14 protein-coding genes are annotated in these 16199 nt (G+C 66.4%); 8 read left to right on the plus strand and 6 right to left on the minus strand.

Features of this window, described 5'->3' with window-relative positions:
• The first annotated feature begins 91 nt into the window (after window positions 1–91).
• Window positions 92–1663: a cryptochrome/photolyase family protein gene (locus tag GGQ97_RS11955; RefSeq protein ID WP_245197952.1), complete on the plus strand. Its 1572-nt coding sequence runs from the start codon at window positions 92–94 to the stop codon at window positions 1661–1663.
• Here the strand turns inward: GGQ97_RS11955 and GGQ97_RS11960 are convergent.
• Both GGQ97_RS11960 and GGQ97_RS11965 read right to left on the minus strand, forming a co-directional pair.
• Window positions 1654–2853, minus strand: a complete 1200-nt coding sequence (locus GGQ97_RS11960; protein WP_168069860.1) for a sulfotransferase — start codon at window positions 2851–2853, stop codon at window positions 1654–1656. The genes GGQ97_RS11955 and GGQ97_RS11960 overlap by 10 nt on opposite strands.
• A gap of 56 nt (window positions 2854–2909) precedes the next feature.
• Window positions 2910–3950, minus strand: a complete 1041-nt coding sequence (locus GGQ97_RS11965) for a bifunctional transcriptional activator/DNA repair enzyme AdaA (RefSeq protein WP_168069861.1) — start codon at window positions 3948–3950, stop codon at window positions 2910–2912.
• Window positions 3951–4049: 99 nt separating this feature from the next.
• Between GGQ97_RS11965 and GGQ97_RS11970 the strand changes: the two genes are divergently transcribed.
• The 7 genes from GGQ97_RS11970 (at window position 4050) to GGQ97_RS12000 (ending at window position 11178) form a co-directional block, all read left to right on the plus strand.
• Window positions 4050–4511: a GNAT family N-acetyltransferase gene (locus tag GGQ97_RS11970; RefSeq protein ID WP_342448530.1), complete on the plus strand. Its 462-nt coding sequence runs from the start codon at window positions 4050–4052 to the stop codon at window positions 4509–4511.
• 115 nt (window positions 4512–4626) lie between these two features.
• On the plus strand, window positions 4627–5181 hold the full coding sequence (locus tag GGQ97_RS11975) for a F0F1 ATP synthase subunit delta (RefSeq protein ID WP_168069862.1): 555 nt from the start codon (window positions 4627–4629) through the stop codon (window positions 5179–5181).
• A gap of 2 nt (window positions 5182–5183) precedes the next feature.
• Window positions 5184–6713, plus strand: coding sequence for a F0F1 ATP synthase subunit alpha (gene atpA / locus GGQ97_RS11980; protein WP_168069864.1), 1530 nt, complete (start codon window positions 5184–5186; stop codon window positions 6711–6713).
• Window positions 6714–6755: 42 nt separating this feature from the next.
• Window positions 6756–7649, plus strand: coding sequence for a F0F1 ATP synthase subunit gamma (locus GGQ97_RS11985; RefSeq protein ID WP_168069865.1), 894 nt, complete (start codon window positions 6756–6758; stop codon window positions 7647–7649).
• Between the two features lie 52 nt (window positions 7650–7701).
• A complete protein-coding gene (gene atpD / locus GGQ97_RS11990) occupies window positions 7702–9159 on the plus strand; it encodes a F0F1 ATP synthase subunit beta (RefSeq protein WP_209023022.1) in 1458 nt (485 codons plus the stop codon).
• Between the two features lie 130 nt (window positions 9160–9289).
• Window positions 9290–9550, plus strand: coding sequence for an ATP synthase F1 subunit epsilon (locus tag GGQ97_RS11995; protein WP_168069868.1), 261 nt, complete (start codon window positions 9290–9292; stop codon window positions 9548–9550).
• Window positions 9551–9684: 134 nt separating this feature from the next.
• Window positions 9685–11178 (plus strand): TadA family conjugal transfer-associated ATPase, encoded by a 1494-nt coding sequence (locus GGQ97_RS12000; protein ID WP_168069869.1) that lies wholly within the window; start codon window positions 9685–9687, stop codon window positions 11176–11178.
• Window positions 11179–11181: 3 nt separating this feature from the next.
• On the opposite strand, the gene GGQ97_RS12005 is transcribed toward GGQ97_RS12000, so the two are convergent.
• The 4 genes from GGQ97_RS12005 to GGQ97_RS12020 all read right to left on the minus strand — a co-directional run bounded on the left by GGQ97_RS12005 (window position 11182) and on the right by GGQ97_RS12020 (window position 16117).
• On the minus strand, window positions 11182–12606 hold the full coding sequence (locus GGQ97_RS12005) for an NAD-dependent succinate-semialdehyde dehydrogenase (RefSeq protein WP_168069871.1): 1425 nt from the start codon (window positions 12604–12606) through the stop codon (window positions 11182–11184).
• Window positions 12607–12630: 24 nt separating this feature from the next.
• The gene (locus GGQ97_RS12010) at window positions 12631–13410 is read right to left on the minus strand and encodes an SIMPL domain-containing protein (protein WP_168069872.1); all 780 of its coding nucleotides are present in this window, start codon (window positions 13408–13410) and stop codon (window positions 12631–12633) included.
• A 221-nt stretch (window positions 13411–13631) separates the two neighbouring features.
• A complete protein-coding gene (recA, locus tag GGQ97_RS12015; protein ID WP_168069874.1) occupies window positions 13632–14705 on the minus strand; it encodes a recombinase RecA in 1074 nt (357 codons plus the stop codon).
• 242 nt (window positions 14706–14947) lie between these two features.
• Entirely contained in the window at window positions 14948–16117 is a 1170-nt protein-coding gene (locus GGQ97_RS12020) for a M23 family metallopeptidase (RefSeq protein ID WP_168069875.1), read from the minus strand.
• Window positions 16118–16199: the final 82 nt, after the last annotated feature.

The raw sequence follows: 16199 nt of genomic DNA on the forward strand, positions 1-16199 counted from the left end.
GCGGTGATGGCCGCTGTTAACTCGCCGCCAAATTCGCCGATGGACCAAGGGCTGCATGCCAGTGGACGCCCCGACCGTCTAGGCCATGGCCATGCTCCTCATTCCCATCCTCGGCGACCAGCTTACTCACGGCCTCGCTTCGCTCGCCGGCGTCGACAAGGCCGACGCCCGGCTGCTGCTGATGGAGGTGGCGGAGGAAACCACCTATGTTCGCCACCACAAGGCGAAGATCGTCCTGGTCCTGTCCGCCATGCGGCACTTCGCCGACGAATTGCGAGCGGACGGATGGCAGGTCGATTATGTCCGGCTCGACGATCCCGCCAATTCTGGCAGCTTCACCGGCGAAGTGGCCCGAGCGGTCGAACGCCACCGGCCTTCGTCCCTCCGCATCGTCGAAGCCGGCGAATGGAGAGTCCAGAAGGCGATCGAGGGCTGGTCGGGGCAATTCGGCCTGCCGGTCGAGATCGTCGCCGACGACCGCTTCATCTGTCCCCTCCCCGACTTCTTTGCCTGGGCCGCCAGCCGCCGCGAACTGGTGATGGAAAGCTTCTACCGCCAGCAGCGCCACCGGACCGGGCTACTGATAGAGCCCGACGACACGCCCACCGGCGGCCAATGGAATTTCGACAAGGACAACCGCGCGCCGCCGCCCAAGGCCCGCCCACTGCGCGAACCGCAACGCTTTCCTCCGGACGACATTACGCGCGACGTGATCGCGCTGGTCGAGGGCAGTTTCCGCCATCACTTCGGCACCCTCGACGCCTTCGCGCTTCCCGTCACGGCGGCGGATGCCCGGGCGTTGCTCGACGATTTCATCACCGAGCGCCTGCCACGCTTCGGCACCTACCAGGACGCGATGCTGGAAGGCGCCGACTTCCTCTACCATTCGCGGCTGTCGACCAGCCTCAATTGCGGGCTGCTGACCGCGCTGGAAGTGTGTCAGGCCGCAGAGGCCGCCTTTCGCCGCGGCGAGGTCCCCCTCAACGCCGCCGAAGGCTTCATCCGGCAGATGATCGGCTGGCGCGAATATATCCGCGGCATGTACTGGCTGGAGATGCCGGCGCTGGGCGAGGCCAATTTCTTCGGCAACACCCGTGACCTCCCCGACTTCTACTGGACCGGAGAGACGGACATGGCGTGCTGCGCCGACAGCGTCCGCAACACCCGCGACAACGCCTACGCCCATCATATCCAGCGGCTGATGGTGCTCGGCAATTTCGCCATGCTGGCGGGGATCGACCCGGCCCAGGTCGCCGACTGGTATTTGGTGGTCTATGCCGACGCCTACGAATGGGTCGAGCATCCCAACGTGCTGGGCATGAGCCAGTTCGCCGACGGTGGCCGGCTCGGAACCAAGCCCTATGCAGGGTCGGGCGCGTACATCAACCGGATGAGCAACTACTGCAAAGGCTGCCGCTACGACGTCAAGAAACGCGTCGGCAAGGATGCCTGCCCGTTCAACGCGCTTTACTGGGACTTCCTCGATCGCAACGAAGGAAAGCTGCGCGGCAATCGCCGCCTGTGGCAACCCTATGCGACCTGGAACCGCTTCGGCGAGGAAACCAAGGCCGAGGTCCGCGCGCAAGCGAAGCGGTTTCTTGACAGCCTTGAGGGAGCAGCGCCCGGATGGGCGCGGGCGGTGCCCGGCAGCCCTTACGAATAGCTGAGGGCCGTCGCCCGGCTTTGGACAGGGACGGCTGCGGCCGGAGGCCGTTCCGCGACCTCGTGCACCGCCCGGGCGTCGCCCGGAGCAAAAGCCCGGCGGACCTGCTTTTCGTCGAGTCCGAACGCCAGGGGGTCGTAACGATGGCCTTCATGCTCCTGCGCGCCCTTGAGGTAGCGCTGCATCCCCCGCATCGTCTCCGCCGTCAGCGGTTCGCCAAGGAAACGGTAGAGCCGGTGCATCGCGCCTTTCCAGTCGCCCGACACCTCGTCGTATCGAAGGTCGAACGCGGAGATGTCCGGCCGGCGTCGACGGGCCTCTTCCTGGCTGCGCTGCCGCGCCAGGGTGCGGCCAAGCCACTCGGCGCCGATCGCTGTCGGGTCGACGGTTTCGCTGTGGATGCGGCGCTGCTCCAGCACCAGGCTTGCGCTGGAAGCCACCACCTTGACCGGGTCGCGGCTGAGGTGGACCACGCTGGCATCGGGAAAGGCGTCGAACAGCGCTTCGGCCATGTCGCCATAGGCCGGACATTTCAGCACCATGCGCTTGCCGGGCTGCTCGCCCCGGGCCCAGGCGTTCAGCCGCAGAAGATCCGCCAGTTCGGCCGCCACCGGCGACCAGTCGCGCTTGCGCTCGGCCGCAACCAGGCCGGGGACGTTCCATTGCACGGCGGCCTGCGCGCTGGTCATCGCGTAGGACAGGTGGCCGAATTCCTCATCAGGCTGCAGCGCACCCGAAGGATGGATCCGCTGCACTGCCGGGTTGAGCGTGCGCAGCAAGCGATGAATGCCGGTGGCCGCGAACAACCTGCGGCGATCGCCCTTCTCGTAAGGCACCGGGAACAGGCTCTCGTACAGCCGGGTCCAGGCGAATCGACGGTCACGCGAAAGCAGTCGCTGCACCCGCGTCGAGCCCGACCGCATCGGCCCCATGACGATGATCGGGCGCCGGATCGGAATGTCCGCGATTGCGGGATGACGCGCCAGCAAGCGCCCTGCCCGCACCCGCGCCGTCAGAAGTCCGACCAGTTGCCCGTTGGCAATGATCCGGCCGAGCGAGCTTAGCCCCGCGCGCCGTTCCAGCTCGTCGGCCAATAGCGCGAACCAGGGTCGCCAATGCTCGCCGCCGATCCGCGCGATGCCGGCGCGGCGGCATACGAACGCCTCGATTTCTCCCGGCTCGAGGGTCACCGGCGGCGCCTTGGCCGCTGCACGATTGGCCCAGGCTAGAAGAGGAAGATGAGGGTTCAAGACAGGAGTGGCAACGATCCTTGCGCGAGCTTTGTTTCGGCGGCGAGCAGATCCTTCTTGCGCTCCAGCCCACCCGCGTAGCCGCCAAGCGACCCGTCATTACGCACGACCCGGTGGCACGGAACGATGATCGCGATCGGATTGGCCCCGTTGGCCGTCCCCACCGCCCGGGTGGCTTTGGGATCGCCAATCGCCCGGGCGATGTCGAGATAGGAGCGGGTTTCGCCCGGCGGGATCCGCCGCAATTCGGCCCAAACCCGCTGCTGGAACGCGGTACCCGAGACATCGGTAGGCAGGGCCGCGGCCAGCGCCGGATCCCCGATCGCCGCGAGAGCCGCCTGAATCAGCGGCGCATTCGCGTTCTCGACCAGTTCGGCGGCCGGGTAGCGGAGTTGGAGCGCGGACTGGTCCTCGTCGAAACTGACCCTGCACAAGCCCTTGTCGGTGGCGGCGATCAGCAGATGGCCGAACGGACTGTCGAGGCGTGCCCAGTTGATGACCATGTCGTTTCCTCCCCTGCGAAGTCTTGCCGGTGCCAGGCCAAGCGACCGGGCATCGTCGTAAAAGCGGCTCGGCGCGCTGTACCCGGCCTCGTAGATTGCCGCGGTGACGCTGGCACCTTCGCCCAGGCGGCGATCTGCTTCGCCAAGCCGCCGGGCCCGCTGCCATGCCGCGGGCGAAACCCCGACCTCGCGGCTGAACAGGCGCTGGAAATGATGGGGCGCGTAGCCGACCGCGCTTGCGAGGGCGTCCAGGCGGACTGTCCCCTCTGCCTCCTCCAGCAGTCGAAGCGCCGCAGCGACCGCCTGCTTGTCACGAGCGGCCTCGTCTGGCTTGCAGCGCAGGCAGGAACGATAGCCCCGCTCCGCCGCCGCCGCCGCATCGGCATAAAAGCGGACATGCTCACGCCGGGGCCGCCGCGCCGGGCAGGACGGACGGCAATAAATGCGGGTAGTCGTCACCGCGACCACGAATCGTTCGTCGGCGGAGCGATCCCGCGCTTCGAAAGCGTCCCAGGCAGATTGTTCGTCGATCATGCGCTGGCTTCTACCAGCGCCGGACTGGCCGCGCGTCCCGAATGTTGCGGTCAAACCTTCACCTCGCCGCATCGAGCGCAGCTGGCTAGGAGCGGCGCCGTGCCGATCACCATTCATCAAGGCGAGCTTGGAGAGCCCGACGTGCAGGCGCTGCTGGCCCTCCACGTCGCCGCCATGCACGCCCACTCGCCGCCCGAAGCCTGCCACGTCCTGCCCGGATCCGCCCTTGCCCATTCGGCGATCACCTTCTTCACCGCCCGCGAGGAAGGCCTACTGCTCGGCTTCGGTGCGCTGAAGGAGCTCGGCGACGGCGAAGGCGAGATCAAGTCGATGCGCACGGCCCCCCAGGCGCTCGGCAAGGGAGTCGGCGGCGCCATCCTTTCGGCTATCACCACCGAAGCCCGCGCCCGCAACTATCGCCGGCTCCTGCTCGAAACGGGGCGGAGCGAGGATTTCGCCGCTGCCAACCGACTCTACGACCGGGCCGGCTTCGTTGAATGCGGCTCCTTCGGTGGCTATCCCACCAGCGATTTCACGCGCTTCCTTGCGCTGAACCTGTGACCCGCCTTGCATCATTTCGGACCCCCTGCTAGGGGCGCGCCAATCCGGCAGGGGCGAGCGATCGCAAGATCAATCATCGCCCCGCTTTGCATATATTTGACGGAGCTTTGGGCGCGTGGAGACTTCCGGCGGCATTCGGGCCAGCTTAGCGGGACGCTATGCGTCGGCGCTGTTCGATCTTGCCCGCGACGAACGCCAGATCGACTCCGTCGGTCAGGGCCTTGAGCGGCTGAAGGCGGCTCTCACCGAATCGCGGGAACTGCAGGCCCTGGTGTCGAGCCCGCTGGTGTCGCGCGACGCCGCCGGCAAGGCACTCGGCGCGGTTGCCCCCTCGCTCGGCCTCGATCCGCTGACCACGCGTTTCCTGGCGGTCCTCGCCCAGAACGGCCGCCTTCGCCAGCTTCCCGAGGTCATCCGCATTTTCGCGACCCTTGCCGCCGATCACCGGGGTGAGACCACCGCCGAAGTGACCACTGCCCGTCCGCTCGGTGACGACCAGGCGGCGGCGCTCAAGGCCCAGCTCGGTGCCCGCGTCGGGCGTGACATCCGCATCGACGCCCGCGTCGATCCTTCGATCCTCGGTGGCATCGTCGTCCGGCTCGGAAGCCAGATGATCGACGCCTCGATCCGCACCAAACTCAATACTCTAGCTACGGCTATGAAAGGCTGAACATGGATATCCGCGCCGCTGAAATCTCCCGCGTCATCCGCGACCAGATCGCGAACTTCGACGCCGACGCGCAGGTCTCTGAAGTCGGCCAGGTGCTGTCGGTCGGCGACGGCATCGCCCGCATCCACGGTCTGGACAACGTCCAGGCCGGTGAGATGGTCGAATTCGAGAACGGCACCAAGGGCATGGCCCTCAACCTCGAGGCCGATAACGTCGGCGTCGTGATCTTCGGGTCGGACTCGAACATTTCGGAAGGTTCGACCGCCAAGCGCACCGGCACCATCGTCGACGTCCCCGTCGGCCGTGGCCTTCTCGGCCGCGTTGTCGACGCGCTCGGCAATCCGATCGACGGCAAGGGCCCGATCGTCACCGATCAGCGCAGCCGCGTCGAAGTGAAGGCGCCGGGCATCATCCCGCGCAAGTCGGTCCATGAGCCGATGCAGACCGGCCTCAAGGCGCTCGACGCCCTGGTCCCCGTTGGCCGCGGCCAGCGCGAGCTGATCATCGGCGATCGCCAGACCGGCAAGACCGCCGTCGCGCTCGACACCTTCATCAACCAGAAGGCCGCCCACCAGGGCACCGACGAGAACGAGAAGCTCTACTGCATCTACGTCGCGGTCGGTCAGAAGCGCTCCACCGTCGCGCAGATCGTTCGCGCGCTCGAAGAGAATGGCGCGATGGAATATTCCATCGTCGTCGCCGCCACCGCCTCCGAGCCGGCCCCGCTGCAGTTCCTCGCGCCCTACACCGGCTGCGCGATGGGCGAATATTTCCGCGACAACGGCATGCACGCCGTGATCGTGTACGACGATCTGTCGAAGCAGGCCGTCGCCTACCGCCAGATGTCGCTCCTCCTGCGCCGTCCGCCGGGCCGCGAAGCCTATCCGGGCGACGTCTTCTATCTGCACTCTCGTTTGCTCGAGCGCGCCGCCAAGATGAACGATGCCAACGGCAACGGCTCGCTGACCGCTCTCCCGGTCATCGAAACCCAGGCGGGCGACGTGTCGGCCTACATTCCGACCAACGTGATCTCGATCACCGACGGCCAGATCTTCCTCGAGACCGACCTGTTCTACCAGGGCATCCGTCCGGCCATCAACGTCGGCCTCTCGGTCAGCCGCGTCGGCTCGGCCGCGCAGACCAAGGCGATGAAGAAGGTCGCCGGCTCGATCAAGCTGGAGCTCGCCCAGTATCGCGAAATGGCTGCCTTCGCGCAGTTCGGTTCGGATCTCGACGCCTCGACCCAGAAGCTGCTGGCCCGCGGTGCGCGCCTGACCGAGCTTCTGAAGCAGGGCCAGTTCCAGCCGATGCCGATCGAAGAACAGGTCGTCGCGATCTATGCCGGCACCCAGGGCTTCATCGACGCCGTTCCGACCAACGACGTCACCCGCTACGAAGCGGCGCTGCTTAGCTACATGCGCTCGGACAAGCCGGAGATCCTGGCCAAGATCCGCGACACCAAGGCGCTCGACGATGAGACCGCCGCGTCGCTCAAGAGCGCGCTCGGCGAGTTCGGCAAGCAGTTCGCCTGAAGCTAACCCCCTCCCCTTCGCGGGAGGGGTAGAGGAACCAAGATGGCATCGCTTAAAGCCCTCAAGATCCGCATCGGCTCGGTCAAGTCGACGCAGAAGATCACCAAGGCGATGAAGATGGTCGCCGCGGCGAAACTGCGCCGTGCGCAGTCGAATGCCGAGCAGGGCCGTCCCTACTCGCAACGCCTGTCGGACGTGGTCGCAAGCCTCGCCAGCCGGATCACCGTCGGGCCGGAATCGCCGCGCCTGATCGCCGGCACCGGTGCCGACCAGCGTCACCTGATCGTGGTCGCAAGCTCCGACCGCGGGCTGGCCGGCGCCTTCAACACCAACATCGTCCGTGCCGTCCGCCGCAAGGCCGACGAGCTGATCGCTCAGGGCAAGGACGTCCGCTTCTTCGTCGTCGGCCGCAAGAGCCGCCCGGTGCTGACCCGCTTCTTCGGGGCGGACCGCATCGTCGGCCAGCACGACACGTCGGAAATGAAGAACCCGACCTACGCCGACGCGCAGGCCGTTGCCGTCGAGGTGATGCGCCGGTTCGAGGCGGGCGAGTTCGACGTCGCGCATCTCGCTTACTCGAACTTCCGCTCGGTGCTCGCGCAGGAGCCGACGGTCGACCAGATCATTCCGGTCAAGCCACGCGCCGCCAACGACGCGGGCGCTCCGGCAGCGTCTGTTTCGGCCGCGGTCGAATATGAGCCGGACGAAGAGGAAATCCTCGCGGCGCTTCTGCCCCGCAACGTCGCGATCCAGATCTATCGCGCGATGCTGGAAAATCAGGCCGGCTTCTACGGCAGTCAGATGACCGCCATGGACAATGCGACCCGCAATGCCGGCGACATGATCAATCGCCTCTCCATCCAGTATAACCGCCAGCGCCAGGCTGCGATCACGACCGAGCTGGTCGAGATCATCTCCGGCGCCGAAGCGCTTTAACGAACACGACAAGGCAAGGAAGACAGCCATGGCCACCGCCGCCGACAACATCATGGCCCCGACGACGGGCACCACCTCCAACCTCACCGGTCGCGTCGCGCAGGTGATCGGCGCCGTGGTCGACGTCGCGTTCGACGGCGAGCTGCCGGCCATCCTGTCGGCGCTCGAAACCGACAACAACGGCAACCGCCTCGTTCTCGAGGTTGCCCAGCACCTCGGCGAGAACATCGTCCGCACCATCGCCATGGACGCCACCGAAGGCCTCACCCGCGGCCAGTCGGTCCGCGCCACCGGTTCGCAGATCCGCGTCCCCGTCGGCCCCAAGACCCTCGGCCGCATCATGAACGTGATCGGTGAGCCGATCGACGAGCGCGGCCCCATCGGCAGCGACATGTCGTCGCCGATCCACGCCGAAGCCCCCCTGTTCGTCGACCAGTCGACCGACGCCGCCATCCTGGTCACCGGGATCAAGGTCATCGACCTTCTCGCTCCCTACGCCAAGGGCGGCAAGATCGGCCTGTTCGGCGGCGCCGGCGTCGGCAAGACCGTGCTCATCCAGGAACTCATCAACAACATCGCCAAGGGCCATGGCGGCGTCAGCGTTTTCGCCGGCGTCGGTGAGCGTACCCGCGAAGGTAACGATCTTTACCACGAGTTCCTCGAAGCCGGCGTCATCGCCAGCGACGCTGACGGCAACCCGATCAGCGAAGGCTCCAAGGTTGCGCTGGTGTTCGGCCAGATGAACGAGCCGCCGGGAGCGCGCGCCCGCGTCGCCCTTTCGGGTCTGACCCAGGCCGAATATTTCCGCGACGTCGAAGGCCAGGACGTTCTGTTCTTCGTCGACAACATCTTCCGCTTCACCCAGGCGGGTTCGGAAGTGTCGGCGCTGCTCGGCCGTATTCCTTCGGCCGTGGGCTATCAGCCGACCCTGTCGACCGACATGGGCCAGCTGCAGGAGCGCATCACCTCGACCAACAAGGGCTCGATCACCTCGGTGCAGGCGATCTACGTTCCCGCCGACGATCTTACCGATCCGGCCCCGGCCGCCTCGTTCGCTCACTTGGATGCCACCACCACCCTGTCGCGCGCCATCTCGGAGCTGGGCATCTACCCGGCGGTCGATCCGCTCGACTCGGTCAGCCGCGTGCTGACCCCGTCGGTCGTCGGCCAGGAGCATTACGAAACCGCCCGCGCGGTCCAAGAGGTGCTTCAGAAGTACAAGAGCCTGCAGGACATCATCGCCATCCTCGGCATGGATGAGCTGTCGGAAGAGGATAAGCTGGTCGTCAGCCGCGCCCGCAAGATCCAGCGCTTCCTCAGCCAGCCGTTCCACGTCGCTGAGGTGTTCACCGGCATCCCGGGCAAGTTCGTGCAGGTCGAAGACACCGTGCGCAGCTTCAAGGCCGTGGTAAACGGTGAGTATGACCACCTCCCCGAGAGCGCTTTCTACATGGTCGGCGGGATCGAAGAAGCGGTCGCCAAGGCCGAGAAGATGGCCGCCGAGGCCTAAGCCCTCCTTCCCTTCCCGGTGGCGGGAGGGGACCAGGGGATGGGTTTGATGGGCCGCCCTCTCCCTGGTTTGTACGAAAGGCCCTTCCCCAGCCCCTCCCGCCTGCGGAAGGGGAGCAGGTAGACAAGACATGGCCGACCTTCACTTCACCCTCACCACGCCCGAGCGCCAGGTCATCAGCGACGACGTCTACATGGTGGTCGTCCCCGGCACCGAGGGTGAGTTCGGCGTGATGGCCGGCCATGCTCCTTTCATGACCACCCTGCGCGACGGCGAACTGGCGGTATATCGCTCGGCCGGCGCCCAGCCCGAGCGCATCCGCGTCTCCGGCGGCTTCGCCGAAGTCGGCGACGCCGGCCTGACCATCCTCGCCGAGAGCGCCGAGGCCTGACCCTACTGGTGCCGCCGGACACCCCACTCCGGCACTGTCGTTAAACCCTGACCAAACCCGATTAGCTTTTTGGCAAAGTTTGCGTGGCATCAACCACGTGAGACTGAGCTTAGAAAGACGGGACAGGCACGGGCATGAGCGCATTCGGCAAGCGTGGCGGAGGACGCCCAAGCTTCGGCGTCGCCCGCCCGATGAAGGGTGGCGTCGGCGGCGCGCAGGACGGTGGCGAGCAGTTCCCGCCGCTGGAAGAACCCGCCGCATCACCAGCAGCACCGGCGCCGCAGGGCGAGCTGGGCGCGGCGATGGACCGGCTCAACAGCCGCATGAACGCCAGCGCGGATGCCGGCTCGTCCAAGCAGGAAGGCTTCGAAGCCTCCGTCCACCGCATCAAGGAACAGGTCCTCCCCCGCTTGCTCGAGCGGGTCGATCCCGAAGCGGCCGCCACCCTCACCAAGGATGAGCTGGCCGAGGAGTTCCGCCCGATCATCTCGGAGGTGCTGAACGAACTCAAGATCAACCTCAACCGGCGCGAACAGTTCGCGCTGGAAAAGGTGCTGGTCGACGAGTTGCTCGGCCTCGGGCCGCTCGAAGAACTGCTCGCCGACCCGGCGGTCAGCGACATCATGGTCAACGGTCCCGACCAGACCTTTATCGAAAAGAAAGGCAAGCTTCAGCTCGCCCAGATCCAGTTCCGCGACGAGGAGCATCTGTTCCAGATCGCCCAGCGGATCGTGAACAAGGTCGGGCGCCGCGTCGACCAGACCACCCCGCTCGCCGACGCCCGCCTCCAGGACGGCAGCCGCGTCAACGTCATCATCCCGCCCTTGAGCCTCAAGGGCACCGCCATCTCGATCCGTAAGTTCTCGGAAAAGCCGATCACGCTCGACATGATGCGCGGGTTCGGTTCGATGTCCGAGAAGATGGCGACCTGCCTCAAGATCGCCGGCGCGGCGCGGATGAACATCGTCATCTCGGGCGGTACCGGCTCAGGCAAGACGACCATGCTCAACGCCCTGTCGAAGATGATCGACCCGGGCGAGCGCGTCATCACCATCGAGGATGCGGCCGAACTCCGCCTGCAGCAGCCCCACTGGTTGCCGCTCGAAACCCGCCCGCCGAACCTCGAGGGTCAGGGCGCGATCACCATTCGTGACCTCGTCATCAACGCCCTGCGTATGCGTCCCGACCGGATCATCCTCGGCGAAATTCGTGGCCAGGAATGTTTCGATCTTCTGGCCGCCATGAACACGGGTCACGACGGCTCGATGGCGACGCTTCACTCCAACAGCCCGCGCGAATGCTTGGCGCGTATGGAGAACATGGTCATGATGGGCGACATCAAGATCCCGAAGGAAGCGATCAGCCGCCAGATCGCCGATTCGGTCGATCTCATCGTGCAGGTGAAGCGCCTCCGCGACGGCTCGCGCCGGACCACCAACATCACCGAGGTGATCGGGATGGAGGGCGAGGTCATCGTCACCCAGGAACTGTTCAAGTTCGAGTATCTCGACGAGAGCGCGGACGGGAAGATTATCGGCGAATATCGTTCGATGGGCCTGCGCCCGTACACGCTCGACAAGGCCAAGCAGTATGGCTTCGACCAGCCGTACCTCGAGGCGTGCCTGTAGAGCCTACTCGACCGCAGAGCCGCCGCTTGACGCCTGCGGCTTCACCAGCACGGTCTTGATATTGACAAACTCCCGGATGCCGTAGTCCGCGCATTCGCGGCCGTAGCCGGAATGCTTGACCCCGCCGAACGGCATGCGTGGGTCGGAGCGGACGTTCTCGTTGACGAAGCTCATCCCCGCGTCGAGCAAGTCCCGGGCGATGCGGCGGCCGCGGTCGATGTCGCCGGTCAGCACGCCGGAGCCGAGGCCGAACTCGCTATCGTTGGCAATGCGGATGGCGTCGGCTTCATCCTTGGCAGCGATGATCGCCGCTACGGGTCCGAAGATTTCCTCGTCATGCGCCGGCTGTCCCTCGGCAACGTCGGTGAGGACCGTTGCGGGGTACCAGGCGCCTGGCCTGTCCGGCACCTCGCCGCCCAGCAGCAGCCTCGCGCCCTTGGCAATGCTCTTCTCGACCTGCTCGTGAACTTCGTCGCGCGCGCCAACGCTCTGCATCGGCCCAAGCCTGGTCGCTTCGTCGGCCGGATCGCCCATCGCATAGCCGCGCATCGCCTCGACCATCGCTTCCTCGAAACGCTGCTTCAGCGGCTCGACGACGATGAAGCGCTTGCCCGCGATGCAGCTTTGCCCGCCGTTGACCATCCGTGCGGTCGCCGCGACCTTGGCAGCGGCGACCGCGTCGGCATCGTCGAGGATGAGGTAGGCGTCGGATCCGCCAAGCTCGAGCACGCATTTCTTCAGCACACGCCCGGCGGCGGCGGCGACGCTCTTGCCCGCGGCGACGCTCCCGGTGAGCGTGACCGCAGCGATATGCGGGCTCTCGATCAGCTTGGCGATCTCCTTGCTCGGCAACAGCAAAGTGTGGAACAGGCCGTCCGGAAGCCCCGCATCTTTCAGTAGCTGTTCGATCGCGAGCGCGCAGCCGGGCACATTGCTGGCATGCTTCAGCACCGCGCCATTGCCCGCCATCAGGGCCGGGGCCGCGAAGCGGATCACCTGCCAGAACGGAAAATTCCACGGCATCACCACAAGGACGACGCCGAGGGGATTGAAGGTGACGAACACCTCCCCTGCCCCGTCGACAATGATTGGCTGGTCGGCGAGGTAGCGCTCGGCGTTCTTCGCAAACCAATCGCAATGCGCCGCGCACTTTTCGACCTCGGCGCGGCCGTCGGTTAGGGTCTTGCCCATCTCCTGCGTCATGAGCGCCGCAAAGTCATCGGCGCGCTCGCGGAGCAATTCGCAAACCTTGCCGATCACCGCCGCGCGGTCGGCAAAGCTGGCCTTGCGCCACTCGCGCTGGACGGCGTGCGCGCGATCGGCCGATTGCAGCGCGTCGTTAAGCGAGGTCAGCGGATAAGACTTCCCCTGCTCGCCGGTGGCGGGATTGATCACCTGCGCCACCGACGCGCTGTCAGAATCGGCCATGCTCACTCCTTCGTCGAGTGCGGTCTAACGCTCCATCCGGTAGATGAGGTTCAGCACCACGCCCGTCTCCAGCTGGCCCGGCGCGACCAAGGCATCGGCTTGGCTGCGCTCGATCCCCGGAGGCGGCGGCGGTGCCGGCGGAGCGGCATAATTGATGCGGCTGCCGGTCACCACCACGTCGGTGCCGCGATAGCTCGTGCCTTCTTCTACCGAAAGCAGCGTGACCTTGGTGAAGCCGCTGCTGCGGGCATATTCCATCGCTTCCGACATGCCCCGGGCGAGCGCCCGGACCCGCGCTTCGCGGCGCAGCAGGATGGGATCGCTGATCGAGAAGTTGGGGCCGTAAACCGTGTCGGCGCCGGCTGCGGTGAGCGTGTCGAGCAATGCCGTCAGCTTCGGAATATCGCGGGTCTTGAGCTGGATGGTATTGCTGGCGAGATAACCGCGGAAAACCTGGCGACCCGATCGCGCGCCCGGATCCTGGACATAATCATATTCGGGCTGGAGCTGGATGCCCTGCGTCTGGATGTCACGCTCGCGCAAGCCGGCGCGGCGGATGGTGGCGAGCAGGCGCTCGGTCTTCTCCTTGTTGGCCGCGCTTGCCGCCACTGCCGTCGGCGCACGGGCCTGGGTACCGACCTGGATACTGGCCTCATCCGGCGGCGTGCGCAGGTTCTCTGCGATCTGCAGCTTGACCAGCGGGGTCGTCGCCATTTCTGCGATCGAGGTCTGCGGCGCGACCTGCGCCGCAGCGGGTGCACCGATCAGGCAGGTAGCGAGGGCAACGGAGGACAACAGACGCATCGGCGGCTCCTTCAACCTTGGTTCCTTTCCCGCAACGGAAGCCGCGGGCAGGCAGTTCCGCCGTCTTGCCCGGGCCCGGCTGAACGCGAGCGATATGCCGGTCCACGCGCCGATACGAAAAGGGCCGGCACGCTCCCGCAGGAACATGCCGGCCCTTCACGAACTTCCTGGCCGCCGCACTCCAGCCCCGTTCCAGGGCCGAGGCGCTGCAGCCTTATGGCTCAGGCGTCGTCCTCGGCTTCCGGTCCGACCATCAGCGCATCGCCGATCTCGTCCTTGCCACGGCGGATCGCCGCTTCGAGGCGCGCCATGATCTCGGGATTTTCCTTGAGATAGGTCTTCGAATTCTCGCGGCCCTGGCCAATGCGGATGCTGTCGTAGCTGAACCAGGCGCCCGACTTCTCGACCACCCCGGCCTTGACGCCGAGATCGAGGATCTCGCCGACCTTGCTGACGCCCTCGCCGTACATGATGTCGAACTCGACCTGCTTGAACGGCGGCGCGACCTTGTTCTTGACCACCTTCACGCGGGTGGTGTTGCCAACGATATCGTCGCGGTCCTTGATCTGCCCGGTGCGGCGGATGTCGAGACGGACCGAGGCGTAGAACTTGAGCGCATTGCCGCCGGTGGTGGTTTCCGGATTGCCGTACATGACGCCGATCTTCATCCGCAGCTGGTTGATGAAGATCACCATGCAGCGCGAGCGGCTGATCGAGCCCGTCAGCTTGCGCAGCGACTGGCTCATCAGGCGGGCCTGGAGGCCGACGTGGCTGTCGCCCATCTCGCCCTCGATCTCGGCCCGCGGCACCAGCGCGGCGACCGAATCGACCACCAGCACGTCGATCGCATTGGAGCGAACCAGGGTGTCGACGATCTCCAGCGCCTGCTCGCCGGTGTCGGGCTGCGACACGATCAGCTCGTCGATGTTGACGCCGAGCTTCTTGGCATAGGCCGGGTCGAGCGCATGTTCGGCATCGACGAACGCCGCGGTGCCGCCCGCCTTCTGCGCCTCGGCAATGGTGTGCAGCGCAAGAGTCGTCTTGCCCGAGCTTTCCGGCCCGTAGATCTCGATCACACGACCACGCGGCAGGCCGCCGACGCCAAGCGCGATGTCGAGCCCGAGGCTGCCGGTCGAGATCACCTCGACCTCCATCTTCTCGCGGCTGCCCAGCTTCATTGCCGAACCCTTGCCGAACGCCCGATCAATCTGCGCCAACGCCGCGTCGAGCGCCTTCTGCCTGTCTACCGTCATTGTGTTCCCGCTCATCCCGACAACTTTCAGCTGCGTCGCCATGCGCTTTCTTCCTTGTCCATGATGAAGGCGGATGCCCCCGTTACGGAGATGATGTACACTGTTCGTTCCGCAAGAACAAGAGCAGAACATCGGTGTAGGAAGGAAACGCACGACCCCATTTAGCCGAGCGGTCGCAATCTAGCCGAGTTGAGGTCGAGTGCAACCGCCATGGTGCCGCTCGGCGACAGGAAATGCGGGCCTGATCAGTCCTGGCGCATCGCCGGGAGCGTGCCGTACCCGGCCTAGGATCGCCGGTCGGGAGCGAGCCGGAACGGTGCCGACAGCAGCGCCTGCAGCGCCGCGCGCTGCGCCGGCCCTGCCCCCTCTGGCGCGACCTGCCCGAAGGACGGGCGCAGCGTGGCGCCGCTGCGCTGCCACTCGAAATGCAGGTGCGGACCGGTGGCGAGGCCACTCGATCCCACCTTGCCCACCACTGCCCCGCGCGGAACCCGTTGTCCGCCGATCACGTCGATCTCGGACAGGTGGGCATAAAGCGTGGTGCTACCATCGCCATGAGCGATCCGCACCGCTCGGCCGTAGCCGCCTTGCCAGCCGGCACTTACAACCCGCCCTTCCAGTGCGGCCTGCACCGGTGTGCCGGCCGGCGAGGCGAAGTCGGTGCCGCGGTGCCAGCGCAGATAACGAAGGATCGGATGGAAGCGCAGTCCCGGATTGGACGTCACGGCCCCCGGAAGCGGTCGCAGCAGCCCGCCGGACGCCGCCTCCTCGCCGCCGAGCGGCCTCAGCCCGCCCCCGACCCAGCGGCGCATTGTCCCGTCGACCTCGTAGGCGCCAAGATACAGCGGCTCGCCATAGGACGAGCCCGACGCCGCAGATTGATGGGCGATGATGAGATCGATCGCAGCCAGCCGTTCGCCCGCCACCCTGTCGAGCAACCGGTCGCGAACATCCCGCGGCAGCCCGGCCTCGACAAGGCCAGCGGCAAGCCCTGCTCCCCCCTCCAGCCGGATCCGGACGGGCGTCGCGTCCACTGCTTCCACCAGGTCGCGGCGCGTGAATCCGTCGCCTTGCCGCTCGATGATCGTCTGCCGGCCAGGCCCGCGGTGCAGCGCGACCCGCTCGAGCGCCCGCGCACCGGGCCCAACCTGCTCGCCGAGCCAGAGTTGCACCGACCCGGAGCCCGCGTCGGCACCCTCGCTCGCCAGCACCGAATCCAGGCCTCCGATGCCTGATCGCAACAGCAGGGCAGCCAAGGGTTCGCCCGGTCGCCGCTCCACCGTCAGGTCGGCGGCCCGCAGCGCCGGGCGGTCAGGATCGGACGATTGCGGAACGACCGGAGTCGCACCCGTTCGCATCCTCTCGGGCCGCTCTCCCGTAGCTGCATAGCCCATGGCGCCGGCGCCGAGGGCGAGGACGGCAAGGGCCGAGGTCAGGAGTGCGCTTTGGGACATTGGAGGGTGACGCCAGGCATAGGGGAGCCAAGCACCTTCGGCAACGCGCCGGCGCTCCCGGGCCGGCGCTGCGAAGATACTG

It is taken from the genome of Sphingomonas kaistensis (assembly GCF_011927725.1).
GTDB classification, from domain to species: Bacteria; Pseudomonadota; Alphaproteobacteria; order Sphingomonadales; family Sphingomonadaceae; genus Sphingomicrobium; species Sphingomicrobium kaistense.

Excerpts from the sequence above, each read along its gene's own strand:
- GGQ97_RS11955 (WP_245197952.1), top strand. The coding sequence starts at position 92 with ATGCTCCTCATTCCCATCCTCGGCGACCAGCTTACTCACGGCCTCGCT.
- GGQ97_RS11965 (WP_168069861.1), bottom strand. The coding sequence starts at position 3,950 with ATGATCGACGAACAATCTGCCTGGGACGCTTTCGAAGCGCGGGATCGC.
- atpA (WP_168069864.1), top strand. The coding sequence starts at position 5,184 with ATGGATATCCGCGCCGCTGAAATCTCCCGCGTCATCCGCGACCAGATC.
- GGQ97_RS11985 (WP_168069865.1), top strand. The coding sequence starts at position 6,756 with ATGGCATCGCTTAAAGCCCTCAAGATCCGCATCGGCTCGGTCAAGTCG.
- atpD (WP_209023022.1), top strand. The coding sequence starts at position 7,702 with ATGGCCCCGACGACGGGCACCACCTCCAACCTCACCGGTCGCGTCGCG.
- GGQ97_RS11995 (WP_168069868.1), top strand. The coding sequence starts at position 9,290 with ATGGCCGACCTTCACTTCACCCTCACCACGCCCGAGCGCCAGGTCATC.
- GGQ97_RS12000 (WP_168069869.1), top strand. The coding sequence starts at position 9,685 with ATGAGCGCATTCGGCAAGCGTGGCGGAGGACGCCCAAGCTTCGGCGTC.
- GGQ97_RS12005 (WP_168069871.1), bottom strand. The coding sequence starts at position 12,606 with ATGGCCGATTCTGACAGCGCGTCGGTGGCGCAGGTGATCAATCCCGCC.
- GGQ97_RS12010 (WP_168069872.1), bottom strand. The coding sequence starts at position 13,410 with ATGCGTCTGTTGTCCTCCGTTGCCCTCGCTACCTGCCTGATCGGTGCA.
- recA (WP_168069874.1), bottom strand. The coding sequence starts at position 14,705 with ATGGCGACGCAGCTGAAAGTTGTCGGGATGAGCGGGAACACAATGACG.
- GGQ97_RS12020 (WP_168069875.1), bottom strand. The coding sequence starts at position 16,117 with ATGTCCCAAAGCGCACTCCTGACCTCGGCCCTTGCCGTCCTCGCCCTC.